16 protein-coding genes, 3 tRNA genes and 1 other RNA gene are annotated in these 24,108 nt (G+C 63.1%); 9 read left to right on the top strand and 11 right to left on the bottom strand.

What is annotated here, in order from left to right:
• Nucleotides 1–220 precede the first annotated feature (220 nt).
• A complete protein-coding gene (locus BM136_RS08750; RefSeq protein WP_027677664.1) occupies nt 221–868 on the top strand; it encodes a C40 family peptidase in 648 nt (215 codons plus the stop codon).
• Between the two features lie 67 nt (nt 869–935).
• Here BM136_RS08750 and BM136_RS08745 read toward each other — a convergent pair whose 3' ends face one another.
• Nucleotides 936–1,892, bottom strand: a complete 957-nt coding sequence (locus BM136_RS08745; RefSeq protein WP_092971490.1) for a patatin-like phospholipase family protein — start codon at nt 1,890–1,892, stop codon at nt 936–938.
• A 205-nt stretch (nt 1,893–2,097) separates the two neighbouring features.
• Here BM136_RS08745 and gltX point away from each other — a divergent pair, with 205 nt between their 5' ends.
• The 4 genes from gltX to BM136_RS08725 all read left to right on the top strand — a co-directional run bounded on the left by gltX (nt 2,098) and on the right by BM136_RS08725 (nt 4,032).
• Entirely contained in the window at nt 2,098–3,495 is a 1,398-nt protein-coding gene (gene gltX, locus BM136_RS08740; RefSeq protein ID WP_092971489.1) for a glutamate--tRNA ligase, read from the top strand.
• Nucleotides 3,496–3,621: 126 nt separating this feature from the next.
• Nucleotides 3,622–3,697 (top strand) — tRNA-Ala (locus BM136_RS08735).
• A gap of 118 nt (nt 3,698–3,815) precedes the next feature.
• A tRNA-Glu gene (locus tag BM136_RS08730) sits at nt 3,816–3,891 on the top strand.
• A 64-nt stretch (nt 3,892–3,955) separates the two neighbouring features.
• A tRNA-Asp gene (locus BM136_RS08725) sits at nt 3,956–4,032 on the top strand.
• Nucleotides 4,033–4,133: 101 nt separating this feature from the next.
• On the opposite strand, the gene BM136_RS08720 is transcribed toward BM136_RS08725, so the two are convergent.
• From BM136_RS08720 to trxA, 9 genes are all read right to left on the bottom strand, one after another.
• Nucleotides 4,134–5,480, bottom strand: a complete 1,347-nt coding sequence (locus BM136_RS08720) for an MATE family efflux transporter (protein ID WP_092971488.1) — start codon at nt 5,478–5,480, stop codon at nt 4,134–4,136.
• Between the two features lie 16 nt (nt 5,481–5,496).
• A complete protein-coding gene (locus tag BM136_RS08715) occupies nt 5,497–7,287 on the bottom strand; it encodes an ArnT family glycosyltransferase (RefSeq protein WP_092971487.1) in 1,791 nt (596 codons plus the stop codon).
• 169 nt (nt 7,288–7,456) lie between these two features.
• Nucleotides 7,457–7,717 carry a type B 50S ribosomal protein L31 gene (locus BM136_RS08710; protein ID WP_004626237.1) on the bottom strand — a complete coding sequence of 87 codons (261 nt, stop codon included), beginning with the start codon at nt 7,715–7,717 and terminating at the stop codon, nt 7,457–7,459.
• A gap of 202 nt (nt 7,718–7,919) precedes the next feature.
• The gene (locus BM136_RS08705) at nt 7,920–8,477 is read right to left on the bottom strand and encodes a hypothetical protein (RefSeq protein ID WP_092971486.1); all 558 of its coding nucleotides are present in this window, start codon (nt 8,475–8,477) and stop codon (nt 7,920–7,922) included.
• A complete protein-coding gene (locus BM136_RS08700; RefSeq protein WP_092971485.1) occupies nt 8,474–9,340 on the bottom strand; it encodes a M90 family metallopeptidase in 867 nt (288 codons plus the stop codon). The genes BM136_RS08705 and BM136_RS08700 overlap by 4 nt, the downstream gene beginning before the upstream one ends.
• 63 nt (nt 9,341–9,403) lie before the next feature.
• Nucleotides 9,404–10,072, bottom strand: coding sequence for a LuxR C-terminal-related transcriptional regulator (locus BM136_RS08695; protein WP_092971484.1), 669 nt, complete (start codon nt 10,070–10,072; stop codon nt 9,404–9,406).
• Between the two features lie 1,119 nt (nt 10,073–11,191).
• Nucleotides 11,192–12,565 carry a sigma-54 dependent transcriptional regulator gene (locus tag BM136_RS08685; RefSeq protein WP_092971483.1) on the bottom strand — a complete coding sequence of 458 codons (1,374 nt, stop codon included), beginning with the start codon at nt 12,563–12,565 and terminating at the stop codon, nt 11,192–11,194.
• Between the two features lie 267 nt (nt 12,566–12,832).
• On the bottom strand, nt 12,833–14,095 hold the full coding sequence (rho, locus tag BM136_RS08680; protein WP_004626250.1) for a transcription termination factor Rho: 1,263 nt from the start codon (nt 14,093–14,095) through the stop codon (nt 12,833–12,835).
• Between the two features lie 188 nt (nt 14,096–14,283).
• The gene (gene trxA / locus BM136_RS08675) at nt 14,284–14,610 is read right to left on the bottom strand and encodes a thioredoxin TrxA (RefSeq protein ID WP_004626253.1); all 327 of its coding nucleotides are present in this window, start codon (nt 14,608–14,610) and stop codon (nt 14,284–14,286) included.
• Nucleotides 14,611–14,828: 218 nt separating this feature from the next.
• Here trxA and BM136_RS08670 point away from each other — a divergent pair, with 218 nt between their 5' ends.
• Nucleotides 14,829–17,672 carry a PD-(D/E)XK nuclease family protein gene (locus BM136_RS08670; protein WP_092971482.1) on the top strand — a complete coding sequence of 948 codons (2,844 nt, stop codon included), beginning with the start codon at nt 14,829–14,831 and terminating at the stop codon, nt 17,670–17,672.
• Nucleotides 17,669–21,190 carry a UvrD-helicase domain-containing protein gene (locus tag BM136_RS08665; protein ID WP_092971481.1) on the top strand — a complete coding sequence of 1,174 codons (3,522 nt, stop codon included), beginning with the start codon at nt 17,669–17,671 and terminating at the stop codon, nt 21,188–21,190. Before BM136_RS08670 ends, BM136_RS08665 begins: the two co-directional genes overlap by 4 nt.
• A 54-nt stretch (nt 21,191–21,244) precedes the next feature.
• Here the strand turns inward: BM136_RS08665 and ffs are convergent.
• Nucleotides 21,245–21,343, bottom strand: an RNA gene (gene ffs, locus BM136_RS08660) — signal recognition particle sRNA small type.
• A 126-nt stretch (nt 21,344–21,469) separates the two neighbouring features.
• Here ffs and BM136_RS08655 point away from each other — a divergent pair.
• Both BM136_RS08655 and BM136_RS08650 read left to right on the top strand, forming a co-directional pair.
• Complete coding sequence (locus BM136_RS08655; RefSeq protein ID WP_092971480.1) at nt 21,470–23,674, top strand: DNA polymerase III subunit gamma/tau; 2,205 nt, start codon at nt 21,470–21,472, stop codon at nt 23,672–23,674.
• Nucleotides 23,675–23,759: 85 nt separating this feature from the next.
• Nucleotides 23,760–24,107, top strand: a complete 348-nt coding sequence (locus BM136_RS08650) for a YbaB/EbfC family nucleoid-associated protein (RefSeq protein ID WP_024975986.1) — start codon at nt 23,760–23,762, stop codon at nt 24,105–24,107.
• Nucleotide 24,108 lies beyond the last annotated feature (1 nt).

Genomic DNA, 24,108 nt, shown 5'->3' with positions numbered 1-24,108 from the left:
ATCAGTGCAGTTTTGATGCGCTGTTTTTGTAAGAATGCGCATCTAAAGTCATGTCTAAGTGCCTGATTTGCATGTGGATTCCGAAGAATTTGTAACGACCTTTGACAAGTCAAAGTGTCACTTTTATCATCCTGCGAGATTGTTTTAACAAGATTCGGACTGTTCTCATTTGCGGCGGCATATGTTTGCCGCATCATCACGAGTTTCCGAGGGAGAACCAATGCAGCATTTCGTACTTCATTCCATGGCGCGCCTGGCGGTAGGGGTTGTGATCGGCTGCGGCGTGATCGTGTCGAATGCAGTGCATGCTGATACGGTCTTCAAGGACACGGAAGTCCGCGCCGACGTCAAGCCCGAAGCCAAACCGGGCCTCATCTCCAACGTGATGAGCAAGACCGGCGACGTGGTCATGAACGCACTAGGCATGATCGGCCTGCGCTACCGTTTCGGTGGCAACACACCGGAATCGGGCCTCGACTGCAGCGGCTTTGTTCGCTATGTCTTCAACGACACCTTCGGCTTCCTGCTGCCGCGCCGCGCTGTAGAAATGAGCCGTGTCGGCACCAGCGTAGACACAGCTGAACTGCGTCCTGGCGATTTGGTGTTCTTCAACACCATGCGCCACACCTTCTCGCACGTCGGTATCTATATCGGCGATAACAAGTTTGTGCATGCGCCGTCCACGGGAAGCAAGATCCGCGTGGATGACATGACCGCTTCGTACTGGGTGACGCGCTACAACGGCGCCCGTCGCATCGAAGGCAACTCCGGTGCCGCAATCAAAGACGGCGCCGACAACTTTGTCGAGCAACTCAAGCGCGTCGATCCGAACGCCGCCGGCAAGCCGCTGGCCATGTACGGCGGTTGATTCGCTGTCACACAATAGAAAAAAGACCGCTGCGGCGGTCTTTTTTGTTGCCTCCCAAAGGGGGTATTTAGTGCGACGGCAGCGGGGTGCCGACGATGGTCTGCGTCAGATGCAGTTTCTCCCGCAGCAGCGGCATGGCGGCTTGGGCAGCCTGCTCGCCTGCCAGAATCGCCTCGTTGCGCGCGGTGAAGTCGCTGCCCTTAACGAACGGTAGCGACGGTGTGATCACCACGTCCGCCTGGGCCAGCTCGGTCTTGTTGATGCTCTGACCCATGATGGCCGTCGTCTGCAGCAGCATGCTCGCCTGCCCCGACACCGCCTGGTTGGACGGGTCTGCCGAGATATTCACTGCAATCACGAACGTTGCGCCCATCTGCTTGACGTACGTCACGGGCACGGGCGCCACCAGCCCCCCGTCCACGTACTGGCGGCCGCTGATCGTTACCGGCTGGAACACACCGGGGATGCTGCACGACGCACGCACAGCCTGACCAGTATTGCCGCGCCGGAACAGGATCGGCTTGCCGCTCGCGAGGTCCGTCGCGACGATGCCCAGTGGAATGTGCATCTGCTCGATGGACTTCTGCTTGACCAGCCGGTTGATGTACTTCTCCAGCGCCTCGCCCTTGAGCCAGCCGCCGAAGCGCGTGCCGAACGGCAGCGCCCAGTCGGCGATCATGGCCTCGTCCATCTTGAGCGCCATGCGGTTCATTTCCAGCCCCGACATACCCGATGCGTAGATCGCCGCCACCACGCTACCGGCGCTGGTGCCGGTGATGAAGTCGATCTGAATACCTTGGGCTTCCAGCATCTTGATGACGCCGATGTGCGCAAAACCGCGCGCGGCACCGCCGCCCAATGCCAACCCGATCCGCACGGGCTGTGTGGCGGGCTGGGCTGTGGGCGGCAGCACCGCTGTGGCGGGGGTGAGGGGCGTTTCGGTTTTGCCGGACGAGAAACCCGTCACGGTGCAGGCGGAGAGGACGGAGGCGCCGGCGGCGCCCAGGAAGAGGCGGCGTTGCATGAGGAGGTTGGGGCGGTTTGGTATGCCGCGCAGTGATGTTCAGTCGTAACCGAGCGCACTGCGGCCGGCCGCCATTGTGCCAAAGTTCAGCGACAGGTCGGCCGGATATGCGTGGCACGGTTGCTATAATTTCGGTTTTGATAGAGGCCGCTCAGGATCCGCGCTCGCGGTCCGACTACGCGGCCTTATTCGTTCAGCCATTCCTATGACACAGCGCGTCCGCACTCGTTTCGCTCCCAGCCCCACCGGCTTCATCCACCTCGGCAACATCCGCTCGGCACTCTATCCGTGGGCTTTCGCACGCAAGATGAAGGGAGACTTCATCCTGCGCATCGAAGACACCGATGTGGAGCGTTCCAGCCAGGAAGCTGTCGACGTGATCCTCGAGGCGATGGACTGGCTGGACATGGACATCGATGAAGGCCCGTTCTACCAGATGCAGCGCATGGACCGTTACCGCGCCGTGGTCGCGCAGATGGTTCAGCAGGAACTGGCTTACCCGTGCTACATGAGCACCGAAGAACTCGACGCCCTGCGCGAAGCGCAACGCGAGCGCGGCGAAAAGCCCCGTTACGACGGGACTTGGCGCCCGGCGCCGGGCAAGGTTTTGCCGACGCCGCCGGCGGGCGTGCAGCCGGTGATCCGCTTCAAGAACCCCATCGGGGGCAGTGTCGTGTGGGACGACGCAGTGAAGGGCCGCATCGAGATCTCCAACGACGAACTCGATGACCTCGTGATCGCGCGTCCTGACGGTACGCCCACGTACAACTTCTGTGTGGTCGTGGATGACATGGACATGCAGATCACCCATGTGATTCGCGGCGACGACCACGTCAACAACACGCCCCGCCAGATCAACATCCTGCGCGCGCTGGGCGGTACGCCGCCGGTCTATGCTCATCTGCCGACCGTGCTCAACGAGCAGGGCGAGAAGATGAGCAAGCGCCACGGTGCCATGGCTGTTACGGGTTATCGGGATGCTGGCTATCTGCCCGAAGCCATCGTCAATTACCTCGCCCGCCTGGGCTGGGCGCACGGCGATGCCGAAATCTTTTCGCGCGAGCAGTTCATCGAGTGGTTCGACCTCGAGCACCTGGGCAAGTCGCCTGCGCAATACAACCCTGAGAAGCTCGCCTGGCTGAACAACCACTACATCAAGCAGGCCGACAACGCGCGTCTGGCTGGTCTGGTGAAGCCGTTCATTGAAGAGCTGGGTGGCAAGGTGGATGGCGGCCCCGTGCTGGCAGATGTGATCGCCCTGGTAAAGGATCGCGCCAACACGCTCCGTGAAGTCGGCCAGACGGCGCTGCTGTTCTATCGTACGGATATCTCTGTCGAGCCGGAACTGGCCGCACAGCACCTCACCGACGATGTGCGTCCGGGCATTGCCGCGCTGGCTGAGAAACTCAGCGCGCTGCCCGAGTGGAAGCGCGAGGCCATTGGTGTCGTCTTCAAGGAAGTGCTCGCGGCAAATGGCTGGAAGATGCCGAAGCTGGCGATGCCGGTGCGCTTGCTGGTAGCGGGACAACTGCAAACACCGTCGATTGATGCAGTGTTGGAACTGTTCGGCCGCGACGTTGTTCTGCATCGTCTCGCGGCGTGATGTGTGCGGCGCAAAAAATTTTGCGAAAGGGTATTGCCAAGCGCTAAACACTTCCCCTATACTCTTGTTTTCGCTGCAACACGAAGCGAAATGCAGTAAGAAGCAAGCAGTAAAAGGCAGTACCTTGGGGCTATAGCTCAGCTGGGAGAGCGCTTGCATGGCATGCAAGAGGTCAGCGGTTCGATCCCGCTTAGCTCCACCAAAATGCCGGAAAATTCGATTCAAAAAATAATTTGAAAAGAGGCTTCCAAAACGCAAAAAAGTTCGTTATAGTAGCGGACTTCGCAGCGTAAGACAGAAAGCGTTGCAAAACAGTTTCTGTCCCCTTCGTCTAGAGGCCTAGGACATCACCCTTTCACGGTGAGTACAGGGGTTCGAATCCCCTAGGGGACGCCAAAACAAGAGCTTAACCAGAAGCTCGTTAGCAGAATCAGTCTCTAGCTGATTTTGCAACCGACACGGAGCGGTAGTTCAGTCGGTTAGAATACCGGCCTGTCACGCCGGGGGTCGCGGGTTCGAGTCCCGTCCGCTCCGCCAAATCAAAACCCGCTGCTTGCAGCGGGTTTTTTCTTTTGCGCTTTCAATTCAATCCACGCAAATCAAGATTGATACTGCTTTAAAGGGGGGAATACCTCGCTTTAATCGGCAGCGCGGCTTACGCGATTGAAATAGCTGACCAGCAGCGCACCTGCCACCATCAAACTCAGCCCATTGGCGGCCCAGAAACCAGCTGCGCCGCGCAGTGCCGCAGCAATGTCCCCCAACAGCCCAAAGCCGAGCACATAACCGCCGCCAAGCCCTACGCCCCACAGCGATAGCGCATAGATCACGGTCGGGATGAGCGCGATCTTGTATGCGCGCAGGATGAACGCTGTCATGACCTGCAGGGCATCGAACATCTGGTAAAAGGCGATGAAAGGCAACAGCGGCACCGCGATTGCCAGGACAGTGTCATCGTGCGTGTAGAGGCTGACCAGCTCGCGCCGCAAGAACAACACGGCCGCGCCAACGATGACCGCGCACATCACCGCCAACTTGATGCCATTCAGCGAGATGCGTCGCGCTGCTACGCGATCGCGGGCGCCGATTGATTGCGCAGCCAACGTGGACGTTGCGATTGATAGCGAGAGCGGCACCATATACGCAACCGCTCCAAGGTTGGCGGCAATCTGATGCCCGGCCAGGACCACCGTGCCAAGGCGCGCGATGAGGATCGCCATCAGCGTGAACGACGTGATCTCGATCAGGTAGGTGAAGCCCATCGGCACCCCCAGACGTACCAGCGCCCACAGCCGCGCACGGTTGGGTGGTGAGTAGTGCGTGAAAATCGCGAACGGCTTGTAAGCCGGATTGCGCATCAAAATGGCAGCCGCTGCGACGAACCATAGCCAGCTGATGATCATCGAGGCGAGTGCGCAGCCGGGGCCACCCATCGCGGGGACGCCCATGCCGCCGTACAGAAACAATGCGTTGAGCGGAAACTTGATGGCGAGCCCGGCGAGCTGCAGTACTGTCACCATCACGGGGCGCGACAGCGCGTTGTTCAACGCAGAGTAGATCCGGAAGCCGAGCGCTGCAGGCAACGCGAGTGCTTCATACCGCAAATAGGCAGTGGCTTTCTCGGCGAGCTCTGGCGTGGCGTCTGCCAGGTGCAGCAGTGGGGCAGGGAACCACAGGATCAGCATGCCGATCGCCGCGAGCACCAGTCCGAGCCAGACGGCCTGGCGAACTTCTTCGCCGATCTCGCCGTACCTTTGTGCGCCGTAGAGTTGTCCGGCGATGGGCGAGAGCGCTTGCAGCACGCCCATCAAGCTGATGTACACCGTGACGTAGATCGACCCGCCGAGCCCGATCGCAGCGAGGTCCGCTGCAGAGGCGCGGCCAGCCATTGCCGTATCGAGTACGCCGAAGGCGATAACAGCCAACTGGCCGATCAGTACTGGCCAAGCCAGTTCGGTAATGCGGCGGACGTCGGCGACAAACATGTAGGCTACGGAAACGTTACTGACGCAGCTTGCGTCGGCGTGTGGTTGCCTGTGTGGGCGGCGGATGTGTGGCGGCCGCTGCCTCCGTCAAGCGGTACATGCGGAAGTGCTCGTCGCGGTCGGCGGGGCGGCGACCTTCCCAGATCAGGCGCCACTCGTAATTCGACACGCTTGTCGGCGCGCCGTAGTCGTACGGGTCATGACGCAGCAGGATGTCGCAGTTGTCCTCGGCGCTGCCAAAACGGATGTGACCGAAGTATGCGAATGAGGCAAGCTGCGCATCGCCCATGCGGATCGGCTGCACACATGTGTAGGTGCGCGGCAGCGCCAGGGCGGCGGACTGCGCGACATCGCGGTACGTCTTGGCGTAGTTGATGGTGGGCAACCACAGCGTCATCATCAGCACCCACATGAGCGTGGTGCCGGCGGCCGAGATGACCACCGCGCGCCAGATGGCCTTGGGCGCCCGCGATGTGCGCCAGACGACGATCAGCACCCACGCCGCGGTCACGAGCAGCGCGCAGACCAATGCGGTCCAGCTGAACTCGGGTCGGTAGCCCGGCACGATGCGGTACACGTTGCGTGCAAGCTGGGGCGGAAAGCCCGTCATTTTGGCGATCCACAGCAGCCATAGCGTGCCGCCCAGGATGGTGAAGGCCAGCAGTGCAAACCAATCGATTGCGCTGATGGCGCCCCGCTTGAGCGTTGGCAGCGCGAACGTGGCCATCACGGCCATCGGCGGAATCAGCAGCAGGAAACCGTCGTCGCCCGGGTGAGGCTGCATGAGCAGAAGCACCAACTGCGGCAGCAGGACGGCCAACGGCAACGTGATATGCGGAGCGGTGCGCATGCCGCCCCAGCTCTTCCACGCCCATGCGGCCAGCGGCCAGACGGGCCACGCGAACAGCGGCAGGTTGCGCGCGACAAAGCCGAGCGAATGCGCTGTCGGGCCAGCGTATTGGTGGCGATCGAAGCGTGCCCATTCGCGGACGTAGGTCACGGCGTCAGTTGGATTATTTGCCAGCAAGTAGGCCGCCGCCGGCCATGAGCACCCCAGTGCGAGTGACACGGGCAGCGCCACTGTCAGCAGCGGACGCAGCGGCAGCACGCGCGTGCCATGCGCGGCGATCAATACGGCCACCGTGATTGCCAATGGCAGGATTGGGCCGCCGGCCAGCGACAGGCAGCCGATGCCGACGCCATAGACAAGGCTGCCGTGTACCGGCTTGTCCAACGCCCGGATCAAGCCATACACCGCGACCGCCACGAAGCACAGCGCCCCGACCAACGGTGTTGTTTCGTGACCGCGTTGCGCCAAGCCTACGCAGGCTAGGAAGATCAGCAGTGCGCCATCGGCCAGCGTACGGCCGTAGTCGCGCGTGTTGGGTTGGCCACCGAAGACGAATTCAAACGGTTGAACTTCCGCGCGGCGGCCCAGCAGATAGGCGCCATACCAGATGCACGCGCTGGTGACGAAGAAGAAGAGGGCGGTGGCCAGGCGCGATGCATCCGCTGGACCCAGCCATTGTCCGAAGAGGCGAATGAACGCGCCGCCGATCCAGAACACCAGCGGCCCTGATTGCACGACGGGACGCCCGACGATGTTCGGCATCAGCCAGTCCTGCGCGTTGCCGGTGGCCAGCGTCCACATCGCGCCGAAGCCGGCGGCGTCTTCGTTCTTCCACGGGTCGCGCGAGAACAGGCCCGACAGGCCGTAGATCACGCAGATGGCGAGCAGCAGCCAACGCGGCAACTCGCGGGTGGCGGCAGCAGTCAGGCGGATGCGCGAGACGCGGGTGGTGTTCATCGAGTGTCAGACCGGGCGAGCCCGATCGGGGTTGCACAGCGACGTGCGGATCGTAAAAAGGGGCCGAATCAACGGCCTACCATGTGCCGAGAAACAAAAAAGGCAGCCGGAGCTGCCTTTTTCTGATCAGTGAGACGGTCCATCTGATGAGCCGTCTCCGGCGCCGATATTACTTGGCAGCCTTGCCGATCTTGCTGCCGAACTTGTTGCGGAACTTTTCGACGCGGCCGGCCGTGTCCAGAACCTTTTGCTGGCCCGTGTAGAACGGGTGCGATTCGGACGAGACTTCGATCTTGGCCAGCGGATATTCCTTGCCGTCCAGCGTGATCATTTCCTTGGTCTGGATGGTCGAGCGGGTGATGAACTTGAAGTCGCTGGACATGTCCTGGAACACGACTTCGCGGTAATTCGGGTGAATGCCTTCTTTCATGATGAGCCCTGGGTAGAGGTAGCCAATTCGCGGCGCGCTTCAGGTGCTCACATGGTAGGAGCCACCGTGCGACCAGCCCTCGAATCACTTGCCGGGTGGAGAAACGAGGATTATGCCAGAGAAACAAAGGCTTGGGCAACGCGCTTGCCACAAAAACCGTCGTGCCGTCGCGCCGAAAAGTGACCCAAGAAGCCTATTTCGATCAGGGTTTGGCCAAGCGCTCGATCGTGAGCACGCCGTGACCCTCCAGATCCATGGTCTTGGTGTCGCCGACGCGCAACGAGGTGTCGAGGTTGCGCGCCCAGGTGTCGACCCGGGCGGGGGCCTCGGCGTCCGGCGAGGGCTGAAATCGATGCAGCGTTACGCCGATGGACAGCGTCTGGAACTCGCCCGACACGACCATCGGCCGCAAGGTGACGTCCACGCCGGTCTTGGCCCAGCGGTGGCGCATGAATTGGCAGGTGGTGGTGTCGCAGCCTAACGGGATCGTGTCGTCGGGCAGGCCGGCGGCGAAGCGCGCCTCCCATTCTTTGCGCGGCATCGAGCCGCCCATGTCGTACGTGTGGGTGCGTTCGAGCAGTGCCACATGCTGGCCCGTGGTGGATTCGTCGGCTGAAAGTGTGACGCGTTTGGTTTCGGATTGCCCATCGAATTGCGCGGTGACGCTGAGGACCACGGGCACGGTTGGTTGCGCCCACGCTGCGCCGACAGCGAGACAACAACCGAGCAGCGTTGTGCGAAGTGCTTGGCGAATCGTCATGGCAGGAATCCCTCCTGGCGTTGCTCAGCGTCCAGCACGCGCCGTGCCGGATCTTGCAGGTAGAAGGCGTGCAGGAGCGCGTACAGCGATGGGAGCGTCTCCAGCAAGGCTACCGGTTCGACGAAGAACACTTCCGACGCTACCGCAAAGAACTCGGCCGGATGCTGCGCGCCATAAGGGTCGAGCAATGAAAGGATCGGGTCGTCGCCCCACCGGCGCTCCGGAATCTGCTCGCAACGATTGGCAAAGGCGTCGTATTCAGCATAGAGGTCATCTGCCCATTGCTCGCGGTCAACATTGGCATGCAGGCGCGATGAAAACGCCGGGATACCATCCGACTCGCCGTTGAGCATGTCGAGCTTGTGCGCGAACTCGTGTACGACCACGTTGTACGGCTGCGCGCCTGGCTCGGCCAGCGCACCCCCCAGTTCGATGTCCTGCCACGAGAGGATGACGGGGCCGTGCTCCCATGCCTCACCGGCAGCTTCTTCACGCACGTTGTGCACAACGCCGTCTTCATCCATGACTTCCTTGCGGATGACGAACTCGCCCGGGTAGATGACCACGCCGTGCCATCCGCCGTACCACGACATGCCCAGCTCCAGGATCGGCACACTGGCTTGCACGGCAATGCTGATCACCATGTCGTCGGTGAGCGGCAAATCGTGCGCGGTGGTGAATTCCTTTTCGGCGATGAAGAGCGTGGCCGTTTCACGCAGACGTGAAAGGTCCGCGTCAGACCAGTCGAGCAGGAAGGGCAGGCCATCGAGCGCGCGCGACCACAGCGCGTCAGAGATGGCGTAGCGGGTCAGGCGCCGCGTGCGTGCGCGGCCGGAGAACCACCGGAGGACGGACGAAAGCATGCGTCCAGTATATCGGCCGTCGCCAGCAACTTTGCGACGCTCGCGTGCGCTCTTGTCGGAGGATCAGGCGACCGAGAGGAGCCGCGCGCCGCGTTGATTGGCGACGTACACCGCCTCGGTGCGGCTGCGGACTTTCAGGCGCCGATACAGCGTGCTGATATGCGCCTTGGCCGTTGCCTCGGAGATGTTCAGCATGCGGCTGATGGTCTTGACTGGATGCCCGCGCGAGAGCAGGACCAGAATTTCGTACTGGCGCGGCGTAATGCCGAGCAGCTTCGGATCGGTCTGCGGATCGCCTGCGAGCGCCGGATTGGGCGCGCCATCCAGGCGTGATTCTGGCAGCAACGCGCTGGCCGGAATGTATTGACCGCCCACCAGCACCAGCTCCAGCGAAGCCGCAATGACTTCGCCCGGCGAGTGCTTGAGCGTGTAGCCTGACAAGCCCATCTGCATGAGCGTGCGGATGATGTCGGGCGATTCGGATTCGGCCAGCACGACCACGTGGCGCGCGTGAGGCCGGTGCATGATCTCGCCGATGGCCGACAACTCGTCCAGATGTGGCAGCGGAAGGCCGATGACAAGAAGGCCCGCGTCGGCATTGGTTTCGATGGCGTCGAACATCCCTTCGTCTGGTTCGACGACTGTGACGCCAGTGACGCCCTTGAGCGCCCGTAGCAGGTGCGCAATGCCTGTGCGCACCAACGGATGGGCTTCGATCAAAACAGTGTTCATCGTTGTTCTCGACCTGTTACCGATCTTGCGAACATCCTTGTCGCCCAGGCGAGATACAGGCCGGAGCAGACCCCCGTTCCGAATCATTTTAGTGGCGGAAGTCAAAAATGACAGCCGCCGCGGCCATGCCCCGGGACCCTCGTTGCTGCCTCTTGGCTACTGTAGCCCAGCGTTCGCCAAGGCGCGCACTTCAACCAACGGAAAGCCAGCACCCGATAACGGCGGTTTTTATGGCGACAGCTGTTTCAGTCGCGACACAAAAATCGCATGCCATGCCGGGTTGGACAGCTCTCCGTGTGGAAAATATCCCGTTAAAACAAGGTGTTAGCCGTCATGGCATGGATGTCGCTCTATACCCGTTGGGGAGGAGCGAGCCATGCCGACAATCGCGCAGCGCTGTGCTCGACGTTTGCCGTTCGGGTGGACGGTCGAGAAGACCGGAGTGGTCGCAAGCCGCACGGCCATGACCGCCATGGCGCCTGCGCTCGCAGTAGACGGCGATTTCGTCGTGCAGCGTGCAATCACACTGCTGATCGCCCTTCGAAGCGTTCTCGCCGATACGTTGCCGGCGCGACTCGCATTCGGTCTTGTTCCCACCCGCGCATTCGATCCATCCACCGGTTCTATCGTGTCCGCGCTCTCGGACGGCGAACTGAGTACGTCGTATGCGTGGCTTAACAATCCAACGGCGACGGGGCTTGTGCAACCCCCCTGGAAGTGGGGTGTGCCTCCGGTTACGCCAGCTATGGCGCCGCGTTACCGGCGCCGCGACAGTCTCTTGGCAGAGGTCGTCGCTCGTTGCCCGACCCCGAGCGCACCAAAATGTGGCGCTTTCGCAACGTGCGCCGGACACATCGGCGTAACGGCTGTTCAACGGTTTCGTGCTCCGTCCCCCGGCGGGCACTCTTTTCTCAATGGCCATCCTCGAACGGGATCCCGATGCAAACCAACCTGACCGCGTTTGCAGCACTGGCGCCGCCGGCCCATTCGGGCGGCCAGCAGCAAAATTCAGCGCATTGAACCAAGTATTGGAGGGATCAGATGAGGAATGTGGGAGGCAGGCCCTGTCGAGCCGTTCCTCCCTTTTCCCAAAACACATCTGGGGGCGCAGCTGCCACGCTAGGCCGGATGCAGCGGATGCTCCGCCCGAATGCCGTGCTTCTGCATCAATCGATACAGCGTGACGCGCGACACCGCCAGTTCGCGTGCCGTCATGCCCATATGGAAGCCGTTGCGGGCGATAGCCGTGCGGATAGCATCCGACTCGGCGCCTTCGCGCGCTTCTTCGAGCGTCTGGCCCGACACGGATGCATAGCCTTCGAGGTGCAGATCGGCAGCGGAAATCTTGCGGTTGTCGGTCATCACCAGTGCGCGGCGCACGCGGTTGATGAGTTCGCGTACGTTGCCCGGCCACGGGTAATGCATCATCGCGTGCAACGCGCAGGGCGTGAACCCGCGGATGCGATGCGAGGCTTCGCTGGCGTGCTGGGCGAGGATGTGTTCGGCCAGCAACACGATGTCGCTGCCGCGCTCGCGCAGTGGTGGCACTGACAAAGTCAGCACGCACAGTCGATGGAACAGGTCGGTGCGGAATCCGCCGTGATGTTGGGCTGCTTCCAGATCCACGTGCGTTGCCGAGATGATGCGGAGGTCCAGCGGAATCGCCTGGTGCCCGCCCAGCCGCGTGATCGTGCCTTGCTGCAGGAAACGCAGCAGGCTGACTTGGCTCTCGAGCGGCAGGTCGCCGATTTCATCGAGGAACAGCGTGCCGCCATTGGCATGCTCAACCCAGCCGATATGACGTTGATGCGCGCCGGTAAATGCGCCTTTCTCGTAGCCGAACAATTCCGACTGGATCAGGTGCGGCGGAATCGCACCGCAGTTGATGGCGATGAACGGCCCGCCCGCGCGCGAGGAGGCTTCGTGAATGGCCTGCGCAGTCAGTTCTTTGCCGGTGCCGGACTCCCCTGCGATAAAGGCCGGCGCACTGTTCTGCGCGACCTTGCGAATGGCGCGGAACAGTCCGTGCATGGCGGGGCACTCGCCCAGCATGCGCGCATGATTGGCCTTCGGTGCCGGCGTGGCCTCCTGGGCGAGCGAGGCCATGCCCCAGGCGTGACGCAGCGAATACGCAGCCTCATCCGTACGAAGCGGCATCTGGACGTAGTCCACGCAGTAATCGCGCACCAGCTGGCGTACGCGCTCCTGGTTCAACATGGCCGGTGGCAGCGCTGCCACCCAGCCAACATGCGAGACCTGCATGCAGCGTTCGAGTAAATCCAGTTCCGCAGCCGAGAACGCGCTGCCGAAATCGACCAATCCTGCCTTGGGAGCGCTGTCGCGAATGGCGCAGCCCAGTTCACGCATCGACGTTACGCGCCGCACGTGCCAGTCTGCCCCTAGAATCGTCTCGTCGATCTCCCCCATTCCCGCGCGCGACGCCACTACGACGGTTCGGCACGCAGCAGTACATTCCAGCGACTCTTCGCGCATGGTTTCCCCCGTTCGATTTTTGGTGTGGTTCCTTCTTTGCCGAGGCGGCTCAGCCCGGGCAGGCTTGCAGTATGGTTGCCGGGTTTCTGTTTTGCGATGACGTTTAAGGACGATGGTTGCAAACGCTTGCGCGCCCGACCTGTAATGCAAATGAACTAGCGAATTTCACAACTTTGACGAGAAAATCCGCTGGAAAAACAGACAGTTGACGCAGCAATAAAAAAGCGCACCACAATGGGTGCGCTTTTCGCTATGCAGGCAGGAGACTTAGCCGCCGCGTCGCATCATGTCGAAGAACTCGGCGTTGTTCTTGGTCGTCTTGAGTTTGTCGAGCAGGAATTCCATCGCCTCGACTTCATCCATGTCATGGATGAACTTACGCAGGATCCACACCTTCTGCAGGATGTCCGGCTTGATCAGCAATTCTTCGCGGCGCGTGCCTGACTTGTTCAGGTTGATGGCGGGGTAGACGCGCTTCTCTGCCAGGCGGCGTTCCAGGTGCACTTCCATGTTGCCGGTGCCCTTGAATTCTTCGTAGATCACGTCGTCCATGCGGCTGCCCGTTTCGATCAGCGCCGTGCCGATGATGGTGAGCGAACCACCTTCCTCCAGGTTACGTGCCGCACCGAAGAAGCGCTTCGGACGCTGCAGCGCGTTGGCGTCGACACCGCCGGTCAGCACCTTGCCAGAGGTCGGCACCACGGTGTTGTAGGCGCGGGCCAGACGCGTGATCGAATCCAGCACGATCACCACGTCCTTCTTCAGTTCGACCAGGCGTTTGGCCTTTTCGATGACCATTTCAGCCACTTGCACGTGACGCACGGCAGGCTCATCGAACGTCGATGCCACCACTTCGCCGCGCACGGTGCGCTGCATTTCGGTCACTTCTTCCGGACGCTCGTCGATCAGGAGCACGAACAGCTCGGCTTCCGGGTGGTTGGTCGCGATGGCGTGCGCAATGTGCTGCAGCATCACGGTCTTGCCCGACTTCGGGCTTGCCACCAGCAAGGCGCGCTGGCCGCGGCCGATCGGGGCAATCATGTCGATGATGCGGCCGGTGATGTTCTCTTCGGCTTTGATGTCGCGTTCGAGCGTGAGCGGCTTGTTCGGGTGCAGCGGCGTCAGGTTCTCGAACATGATGCGGTTCTTGACCGCTTCAGGAGGCTGCGTGTTGACCTTGTCGACCTTCACCAGCGCGAAGTAGCGCTCGCCATCCTTGGGCGTGCGGACTTCACCTTCGATCGTGTCGCCGGTGTGCAGATTGAAACGGCGGATCTGCGACGGGCTGATATAGATGTCGTCGGTGCTGGCCAGATACGAAGTTTCCGGTGAGCGCAGAAAACCGAAGCCATCAGGCAGCACTTCAAGCGTGCCGTCACCGAAAATCGTTTCTCCCTGTTTCGCCTTCTTTTTCAGGATGGCAAACATCAATTCCTGTTTGCGCATGCGCTGCGCGTTATCGATCTCCAGCTGCCCCGCCATTTCCAGCAATTGGGACACGTGCAAGGATTTCAGTTCTGTCAGATGCATAGACGAAAGATGAGGGAAGGGCCCGAACGGGCGGCGAAACGAGAGACGGGGGAGGGGGGAACGGTCGAGCGAACGCTCGGGGAAACAGATTGGCTGCCATCTTAGCACAACGCTGGCGAGCTTCCAGGCGGAAGTGCGCCAGCGTGTGTGGGGGGCAACGCGAAGGGTCGCCCTCAGCCGAAAATGGCTTACAGGTGGCTGTCCAGGAATGCGGTCAGTTGCGACTTGGACAGTGCGCCCACTTTCTGGGCGGCCACAGCGCCATTCTTGAACAGAATCAGCGTCGGGATGCCGCGAATGCCAAACTTGGCCGGCACGCCCTGGTTCTCATCGACGTTGATCTTGGCGATCTGCACCTTTTCGCCGTAGTCCTTGGAAACTTCGTCCAGGATCGGGGCGATCATTTTGCAGGGGCCGCACCATTCGGCCCAGAAATCGACCAGCACGGGTTTGTCGGACTTGAGCACGTCTGCCTCGAAGGACGCGTCGCTCACATACTTGATCTGTTCGCTCATGGCGGGAACCTCTGTTATTTCGTAAAAGCTGGCGACGTGCGCCGAACCCATACATTACACGATTACACGAACCGGCGTGTATTGGGACCACTGTCGGCGCGGGTGCTGCTGATATAGTACCGACGCCCCCATTTTCAATCGATTCAGCCGTTGATTCTGCCTATCACGCCGATAGCCGCAGGGTCTTCGCTTTCCGGTATATCGCCATATTCCCTCGCATGCAGACGCTCGCCTTCGCGCCTGGCCCAGCATTCCTTTCCCGTGCCGCCGACGCTGCATGGCGCTTTCTGGATGCGCATGCACAATCCTCGGGCACGGCCACGATTGTTGTGCCGACAGCCGCGCAGATTCCGGGTGTGCGCAGTGCTCTGCATGCCAGCGCGCAAGCGGCCGGCGCGCCGCGTTTGCTACCGCGCATTCTGACGCTGGGGCATTGGCTGCTTGATTTGCCGCCGGAAGCGGATTCGCCCGCCGCGCGCACGCCGCTGTCTCGACTGCTCGCGGTGCAGCAGGCCCTCAAGACGCAGGCATGGCTGCGTGAAGCGCTTGGCGCGCAGGACGATGCAGCCCTTTGGGGCGTGGCGCAGGTACTCGTGACGGTGTCGGATGAGCTGTCGCAACGTTGGCTGACGCTGGACGCAGCACACAGCGGGGCAGATGGGCGCCCCGACGAATTGGAGTCGGCGCTGGCTGAGGCGTTGGAGCGCACCTACGCACAGTTGTCCGAACGCTTTCTCGGTACCGAATCGCGCATCGTGCTGACGTTCTGGCGGTTGCTTTCGGGCGCGGCGGACCCGATTCCAATGCGGTTGCGTGCCATGCGCCGCTTGCTGGACGAACTACGCGGGCCGATCGTGTGGATGAGCCCGACCGATCCCGAGGCGGTCGATCTGGATTTCCTGCAGCGCGCCGCCGAACGCGTGCCGGTGCTCAGCATCGGCTATGACTGGAACGCGCCTGAAACCGCCGCGTCTGCGGCGCCTTCCACACACGCGGATTTCCGCGATCTGCTGCTGCACGCCTGGCCCGAATGCGCCACGCCCGTCCAGGCGCCTGAAGATGTTGCCGATGTGCAGATTCCGGCGCCAATCCTGCGCATTGCAGGCGCTGCCCGTTTTGAGGACGAGGCCGCCTTTGCCGCGCATACGCTGGTCGATTGGTTGAACGCCGGACGCCGCTCGTTGGCGTTGGTGGCGCAGGATCGCATCGTTGCGCGGCGTGTTCGCGCGTTGCTGGCGCGTGTGAACGTGCCGGTGCGCGATGAGACTGGCTGGAAGCTCTCCACGACGCGCGCTGCTGCGGCGCTTATGCGCTGGGTCGACGTGGTGCAGGGCGACGGCGATACCGCGGCGCTGCTCGATCTCATCAAAAGCCCGTTCTGTTTGCGCGATGCCGACGCCGGCACCGCCACGCCCGCATGGGTTGCAGAATTGGAGCGCCGGGTGCGCCGGCATAACGTTTCGGGTGGCTGGGGACGGCTGCGCCGGCTGGTGGCCGGTCGTCCGGCCGAAGATGCCGAGGGCGTAGCAAAGGTCAGCCGCCTGGCCGATCGCCTGGGCGTGCTGGCCGACGAAGCGGCGCTGTGGCGCCGTGCCGGCAGCGCCACGCTCGACGCGTGGATAACGCTGTTGGCAGGCACGCTCGATCGTCTGCATATGCGCACCGGTTTGCAGAACGACGACGCAGGGCGCCAATTGCTGGATTGGATTGACCGCCTGCGAATCTCCATACATGGCAGCACCGATGCGGGTGCGCGGTTCTCGCTCACGGAGTGGCGCGCGTTGCTCTCGATGCTGCTTGAGTCCGCCGTCTTCAGCGAGCCTTCACCGCCAGCGGACCGACGTGTTGTCATCCTACCGTTGAATGGTGCTCGGATGCGGCGCTTTGATGGCGTCGTGGTGGTGGGTTGCGACGATGCGCAGTTGCCGTCGACGCAGCCGGAATGGCTGTTCTTCTCCAACGACGTGCGACGTGAGCTCGGTTTGCCCGATCGCGCTCAGCGCTTTGCGCAGCAGGCGCGCGACCTGGCCGAAGTGCTGCTCAATCAGCCCGAGGTGGTGCTGACCTGGCAACGCCACGGCGGACGCGGGGAGCCGCATCGCCTTTCCGGTTGGCTCGAACGCTTGCAGCGCCGGTTGGCGGTGAGCGGCGTGCGTATCGATACGTCGGTCTCGTTGCCCAGTTTGCAGACGACGAGCCAGCCAACCGATATGCCGGCGCCCGCCGCGCCGACGCTGGTGCCGTCCACGCTGAGTGCGGCTGCATACAACAGTCTGCGCCGCTGCCCGTACCAGTTTTTCGTCGGTCGCATGCTGCGGCTGGGCGAGTTGGAAGAGGTTTCCGACGAGCTGGAGAAACGCGACATCGGCGAAATTTTGCACGCGATTCTGCATCGCTTTCACCGGCAGTTGCTGGAAGCGCCAATGCACGATCCGGCCGATCGTCAGGGGCTGCTACAGACCATCACCGACGAACAGTTCGGCCCGCTGTTGGCCGAGGACGGCAACGCGTTGCGCTTCTATCGGCGCTGGCTCGGCGTGATGCCGTCGTACTTGGCGTGGCAGGCCGCGCGTGAGGCCGACGGCTGGCGCTTTGAGGCGGGCGAGGTCGATGTCGATACGTCCATCACGTTGCCGGACGAGCGCCCGCTGCGCCTGCGCGGTCGCATCGACCGCATCGACGTGCACGACGAACACGGCGTGGCGGTGCTCGACTACAAGACACAATCGCAAATGGTGCTGGTGCGTCGTGCCAAGACGCCGTTTGAGGATTGCCAGCTACCGTTTTACGGCGTGCTCGATGCGCGTGCAGATTCGGGCGGCTGGGTTTCGCTCGACGGAGAGGCGCGCGGCGACAAGCGCGACGTTGCATTGCCCGACTTCACGCAGGTTGTCGACTGGCTGATCGAACAGATGCAAAAGGACATGACTGCCCTTGCAGCGGGTGCACCGCTGCCTGCGTTCGGCGATGAATCGGCGTGCCGCTACTGCGCGGCGCGCGGCCTCTGCCGCAAGGGGTATTGGACAGACGGCGCACCGCGCGAGCCGGAGGGTGCGGCATGAGCGATCACGCTTACGAACGCGACGGCGCACCCGTCTCGCCTGAAGCTTTTTCGCGCGCCGCGTGCGACCCGGAGCGCTCCGTTGTGGTGGAAGCGTGCGCGGGCAGCGGCAAGACGTGGCTGCTGGTCACGCGCATGTTGCGTTTGCTGCTGGCAGGCTCCGCGCCGTCGGACGTTCTCGCCATCACGTTTACACGCAAGGCCGCCGAAGAGATGCGCCAGCGTCTGCTCGACATCCTCGCGCAGCTGGCCAGCGCCGATGATGAGGGCGTCGTGCGCGAGCTGATCGCCCGCACGGTGGACGAGCGTGATGCGCCCGCACTGATTGAAACCGCCCGTGGGCTGTATGCGCGCGTGCTGGAATCACCATCGCGCATGGCGATTGATACGTTCCACGGCTGGTTCGGGTCGCTGCTGCGTGGGGCGCCGCTGTCGTCTGGCGTGCAGCAGGGCGCGTCGTTGCGTGAAGATGCCGGGCGGCTGAGGCGTGAAGCCTGGGCGCCTTTCTGGCGCGGCTTGCTGGCCGAAGATCACGCTGACTTGCGCGCCGCGTACGAAGCGCTAGCCGATCTGGTTGGCGATTTTCAGGCCAGTCGCCTGCTCGATGCCATGTTCCACCAGCGCAGCGACTGGTGGGCGTACAAGTCGCAGGCGGGCGGGCGTCCGCTGGATGCGTTGGACGCACTGCTTGGCGACGATGCGACAGTCGATCCGCTGATCGAAGCACTGCAGGATGCGGCGTTGTTGGCCGACATGCTGCGCGTGTCCGGCTGGCTTGGGCGGGGCGGTGCGGCCGAGGGCAAGCGCGCGGTGATCATCGAATCGGCGGTGACCGCGGCGCGCGGAATGAACGTGTCGGACGAGGCCGCTCGCGCGCAAGCATTTGATGCGCTCTTCGCCGCTTTCCACACGCAGGCCGGCAAGGCACGCGCCTGCAAACCGACCAAGGCACTCGTCAAAGCCATCGGCGACGAGCACGCACAAACGCTGGTGACCTTGCACACCGCGCTCTGCGAAACGCTGACGACAATTCAGGCGCGCCGGCAGGAAGTCCTGGTGCGCGCCGTCAACGCAGCATTGTTTGCGTTGGGCGACGCGTTGATCGATCGCTATCAGGCGTACAAGCGCCAGGCGCGCGCGATGGATTTCGCCGATCTCGAATGGGAAGCGGCGCGCCTGATGCAGCAAGAGGACACAGCTGCTTACCTGCAGGTGCGGCTCGACGCGCGCTACAAGCATCTGCTGCTCGACGAGTTTCAAGACACGAACCCCATGCAGTGGCGCATCCTGCAAGGTTGGCTGGCCGGCTACGCGGGCACTGGCACGCAGCCGAGCGTGTTTCTTGTGGGCGATCCTAAGCAATCGATCTACCGTTTCCGGCGCGCCGATGCACGGCTGTTCGACGCTGCGCGTGAAATGCTCGTTGCGGAATTCAACGCGACTGTGCTGCGTACCAATCGCACGCGTCGCAACGCGCCGGCCGTGCTGGAGTGGGTCAACGCCGTGTTCTTGCAAGCGCGGGCGCGCGGCGACTATCCCATCTACGCCGAGCAAAGTACCGCCGTGGACGCACCCATTGGGCAGGCGCTGCTGTTGCCGCTGGTGCCGGTGTCCGAAGCCGAGCAGGCCGACGAAACCGCCCCCCGGGATACGCTCACCGAACCGCGCGAAGAAGCCGGCGATTCACAGCGATATGCCGAGGGCCGCCAAGTGGCCGCTTGCCTGCACGCATTGCACGCCAATGAGCGCATTCGCGAAGGTGGTGTCGAGCGCCCCGTGCGGTGGAGCGATTTCCAATTGCTCGTCCGCCGCAAACGCTATCTCGCCGATTACGAACGTGCGCTGCGCGACGCCGGCGTGCCGTATCTGAGCCCGCGCCGTGGCGGTTTGCTGGCTACGCTCGAAGCGCTTGATCTGTGCGCGCTGCTCGATTTCCTGATGACGCCGCAGGCCGATTTGTCGCTCGCGCATGTGCTGCGTAGCCCCATCTTCGCCGCCACGGACGACCACCTTATCGCACTGGCGCAGTTTGGCGAAGGCGCGGTCGCATTAACATGGTGGGAGCGCCTGACAGCGCTGGCCGGCCAGACTGATGCGGTAGACACCTTGCGCTACGCGCATCGCATGCTCTCGCGCTGGCTGGCGGTGGCGCCTACGCTGCCCGTGCACGATCTACTCGATCATATCGTCTACACCGGCGAACTCAAGCGCCGCTATGCCGAGCGCGCACCGGCCGCAAACCGCGACCAAGTGCTCGCCAACCTGGACGCGTTTTTGAAGCTCGCGCTCGATCTGGATGGTGGTCGCTATCCGAGCCTGCCTAAGTTCATGGCCGAGCTGCGCGCCATCCGCCAGGGTGACGAGGACGAAAGCCCTGACGAAGGCATGCAGGGCGACACAGAGGTGCCGGATGCAATCGACGCCGAAGTCGCCAGCGAAGGTCTTGATGCGGTACAGATCCTGACCGTGCATGCCTCCAAGGGGCTGGAAGCGCCGTTCGTTGCGCTGCTCGATAGCCACCACAGCGACGCGCGTGTCGATACGGCCGGCATCCTGATCGACTGGCCGCCCGGCGCGCAGGCGCCTGCGCATTTTTCCGCGTTCGGCAAGACGTCCGAGCGCGGCCTCGCGCGCGAGCCTCTCTTCAAGCAAGAAAACGAGCTTGCCGAGCGCGAGAACTGGAACCTGCTCTACGTAGCGATGACGCGTGCGCGGCAAGCGCTGATCGTGTCCGGCGTGGCGAACAAGCGTGATGCCACGGCGGCCCAATCTGTCGATGAAGGTGATGCGCCCGAGGTGGACGGCGCGGCGAGCTGGTACACGCTGCTCGCCGCGGCAGGCGTAGCGTCACCCGCTCCGGTAGTTGATGGCGCAGCCGATGCGGCTGTCAGTGCATCAGGGCAGGAGGCAGTCTCGTATCACGATTTCCGCGCGCCGCTTACAGTGACGGTGCGTGTTGGCGCTGCCGGCGCTGTCGCTGAGGGCGCTGCCGATATCGTTTTTGACCAAGGTGCTGTCGCGCAGGGCGAATTGCTGCATGCGGTGCTCGAGCGCCTGACGCGCCGAGGTTTGCCCGAGCAGGCACCTGACGCCGAGACGATCGCGCGCTGGTTCAGCGCCACGGGCGTCACGCAAGCCGACGCCACACGCACCGCCGATGCCGTGCGCCGGATGCTTTCAGCCGAGACGCTAGCGCATGTCTTCGACCCCGTGCGCTTCGACGTCGCGCATAACGAGATCGAACTTTTCGGCCCTGACGGCGCGCTGTTGCGCATCGATCGCCTGATTGAACGCGGCAACGACATCCTCGTCGTCGACTACAAGCTGCGCTTGCTGCCGGTCGAACGCGCCGCCTATGCAGATCAGTTGCGCGGCTACGTGGCTGCCGTCACGCCGATGTATCCAGGGCGCACCGTGCGCGCAGGCGTGGCTACCGCACAGGGCGAATGGATCGATCTGGAATCGTTGCCGAAGCCCGTCCAGGCATCACATGACGACAGCCAAGGCGCGCTGTTCTGATGCGGGCGGCAAAAACAAAAAAGGGGAGGGGTGATGCAGAGGGGAAAAGAGAAGGGGGACGAGCCTGACCCTCGGCACTGGCGGAAAACGGCTGTGGCTGCTTCGTTCCCGACCTGACCAGGTTGACCGCGCCACCATGCGAGGAGGCCCGTCCGACCGGCATTGTAACCGACTCCCGCGTCCCCACCTGAATATCCTTGCAATTCGCTCGGCGCGCATGGCGGTTGACCCCTCCGAAACCGCGTCGGAAATCCACCTCGCTTTGCTACAATCCGCCGCATGAGTTATCAAGTGCTCGCCCGCAAGTGGCGCCCTCGCGATTTCACCACGCTGGTCGGTCAGGAACACGTGGTGAAAGCGCTCACGCATGCGCTCGAACAGCAGCGCCTACATCACGCATACCTGTTCACGGGCACGCGCGGTGTCGGCAAGACGACGCTGTCGCGCATCCTTGCTAAATCGCTCAATTGCGTCGGCGCGGATGGGCAGGGCGGCATCACCGCGCAGCCGTGCGGTGTGTGCCGCGCCTGTACCGAGATCGATGCCGGGCGCTTTGTCGATTACATCGAGATGGATGCCGCCTCCAACCGCGGCGTCGACGAGATGGCCCAGTTGCTGGACCGCGCGGTCTACGCGCCAACCAGCGGCCGCTTCAAGGTCTACATGATCGACGAAGTGCACATGCTGACCAACCACGCCTTCAACGCGATGCTGAAGACGCTGGAAGAACCGCCCGAGCACGTCAAGTTCATTCTCGCGACCACCGATCCGCAGAAGATTCCGGTGACGGTGCTGTCGCGTTGCCTGCAGTTCAACCTCAAGCAGATGCCGCCGGGGCACATCGTGTCTCACCTCGACCGCATTCTTGGCGAAGAGGGCATCGCCCACGAGCCGAATGCGCTCCGTCTGTTGGCTGCCGCTGCGCAGGGTTCGATGCGCGATGCGCTATCGCTTACCGACCAAGCCATCGCGTACAGCGCCGGCGAGGTGAGCGAGGCTGCCGTACGGGGCATGCTCGGCGCGATTGATCAAAGCTACCTTGTGCGTCTGCTCGATGCGCTGGCCGATGAGAACGGCGCGGCGCTTGTCGCGATCGCCGACGAGATGGCCGGGCGCAGTCTGAGCTTCTCGGGCGCGCTGCAGGATCTTGCATCCTTGCTGCAGAAGATTGCGCTGGCGCAGGTCGTGCCTGCCGCTGTGCAGGACGACTGGCCCGAGGCCGACGATGTACGTCGCCTTGCGGAGCGGTTCGACGCGCAGGCGGTGCAACTGTTCTACCAGTTTGCCAACCTGGGCCGGAACGAACTGGCGCTTGCGCCGGACGAATACGCCGGCTTCACGATGACGCTGCTGCGCATGCTGGCGTTCCAGCCCGGACAGTCGGGTGGGAACGCGCCGCCGCCTTCAGGCGGTGGCGGCGGGAAACGGGCGATGCCGCTGGCGGTAACGCCGGCCGCATCGACGCGCCCGGCCGCCACAGCGACCGCGCCCGTGGCGGCACCGGTTGCTGAGGTTGCGCCAGTGGTGGTGCGTCCGGAGCCGGTGGTCGAGGCGCCGCGTGCGACTTACCAGGCAACTCCGCCGGCGCCGGCGCCCGCTGCGGCCGTTGCAGATACGCCGGCTGCTGCGGCCCCAGCGCGTCGCTCGCCGGCAATGGAAGCGTTGGCCGCTGCGCGTCAGGCGTCAAGCCGGGGCCGTGGTGGTGCTTCGGCGCCTGCTGCTGCACCGGTAGCCGCGCCTGCGCCTGTGGCTCGTCCTGCTGCTCCCGTCGCTCCCGTCGCGGGTCCACGTCCGAATCCGGCTGCTGCTGTTTCCCCGCCGCAACGCCGTGAACGGCCCGTTGCAGTTGCCACGCCCGCCGATGATGGCCCGCCGCCCTGGGATGAAATGCCGGGCGAATTTGCTTCGCCGTCGCTTGAAGAGATGGACGCAGCCTTTGCCGGTTGGGATTCCGCTTCGAGCGTGCGCCCTGGTGCGCCTGAACCGGCGGCAACCCGTCCAGCACAGATCGAGACGCCGGCAGCCGCACCCGTGCCGGTCAAGACGGTCGCCCCGGAGCCGGTAGCCGCTGCTACGCCGCCTGACTTGAGCGCCAGCAGCCTTGCCACATTCGACGGCAATTGGCCGGCGCTGGCAGCGAGCCTGCCGATCCGCGGTCTGGCCCAACAGCTGGCTTACCAGAGCGAGTTGGCAGCCGTGGAAGGCGTCACGATGCGCCTTCGCGTGCCGCTGCCCCCACTCACCGATGCCAACGTCGTCGAGCGCCTGGAGGCGGCACTGACGGAACATTTCGGTACGCCCGTTCGCGTGGCGTGCGAGATCGGACCTGCACGCGCCACCGCGGCGGCTTTGGATGCCGAGCAGCGTGCCGAACGCCAACGCAATGCGGAAGACGCCATCGCCGCCAACCCGTTTGTGCAGGCGTTGGTTCGGGACTTTGCCGCTCAGGTCGTCCCCGGTTCGATCCAACCGCACGCGCACTGAGCCCCATTCCAAGACTGAACATTGAATACCGGCGCGCCAATCTGAACAGCGCGCCTTGCACGACCCATTTCAAGGAGCAACGACCATGATGAAAGGCCAGATCGCCGGGCTGATGAAGCAGGCCCAGCAGATGCAGGAAAACATGAAGAAAGCGCAGGAGCAACTCGCTCTGATCGAGGTGGAAGGCGTGTCCGGCGCGGGCCTCGTGAAGGTGGTGATGACCTGCAAGAACGACGTGAAGCGTGTGTCGATCGACCCCAGCCTGCTGGCCGAAGGCGAAGACAAGGATCTGCTGGAAGACCTGATCGCCGCCGCGTTCAATGACGCCGTGCGCAAGGCCGAGGCAACCGCGCAAGAGAAGATGGGCTCGCTCACTTCCGGCCTGGGCGGCATGGCGAGCATGCTGCCGCCCGGCTTCAAGCTGCCGTTCTAAG

The sequence above is a fragment of the Ralstonia sp. NFACC01 genome (assembly GCF_900115545.1).
GTDB lineage: Bacteria > Pseudomonadota > Gammaproteobacteria > Burkholderiales > Burkholderiaceae > Ralstonia > Ralstonia mojiangensis.
The sequence above is the reverse complement of the archived record's forward strand: the minus strand, read 5'-3'. Positions and strand labels throughout refer to the sequence as shown.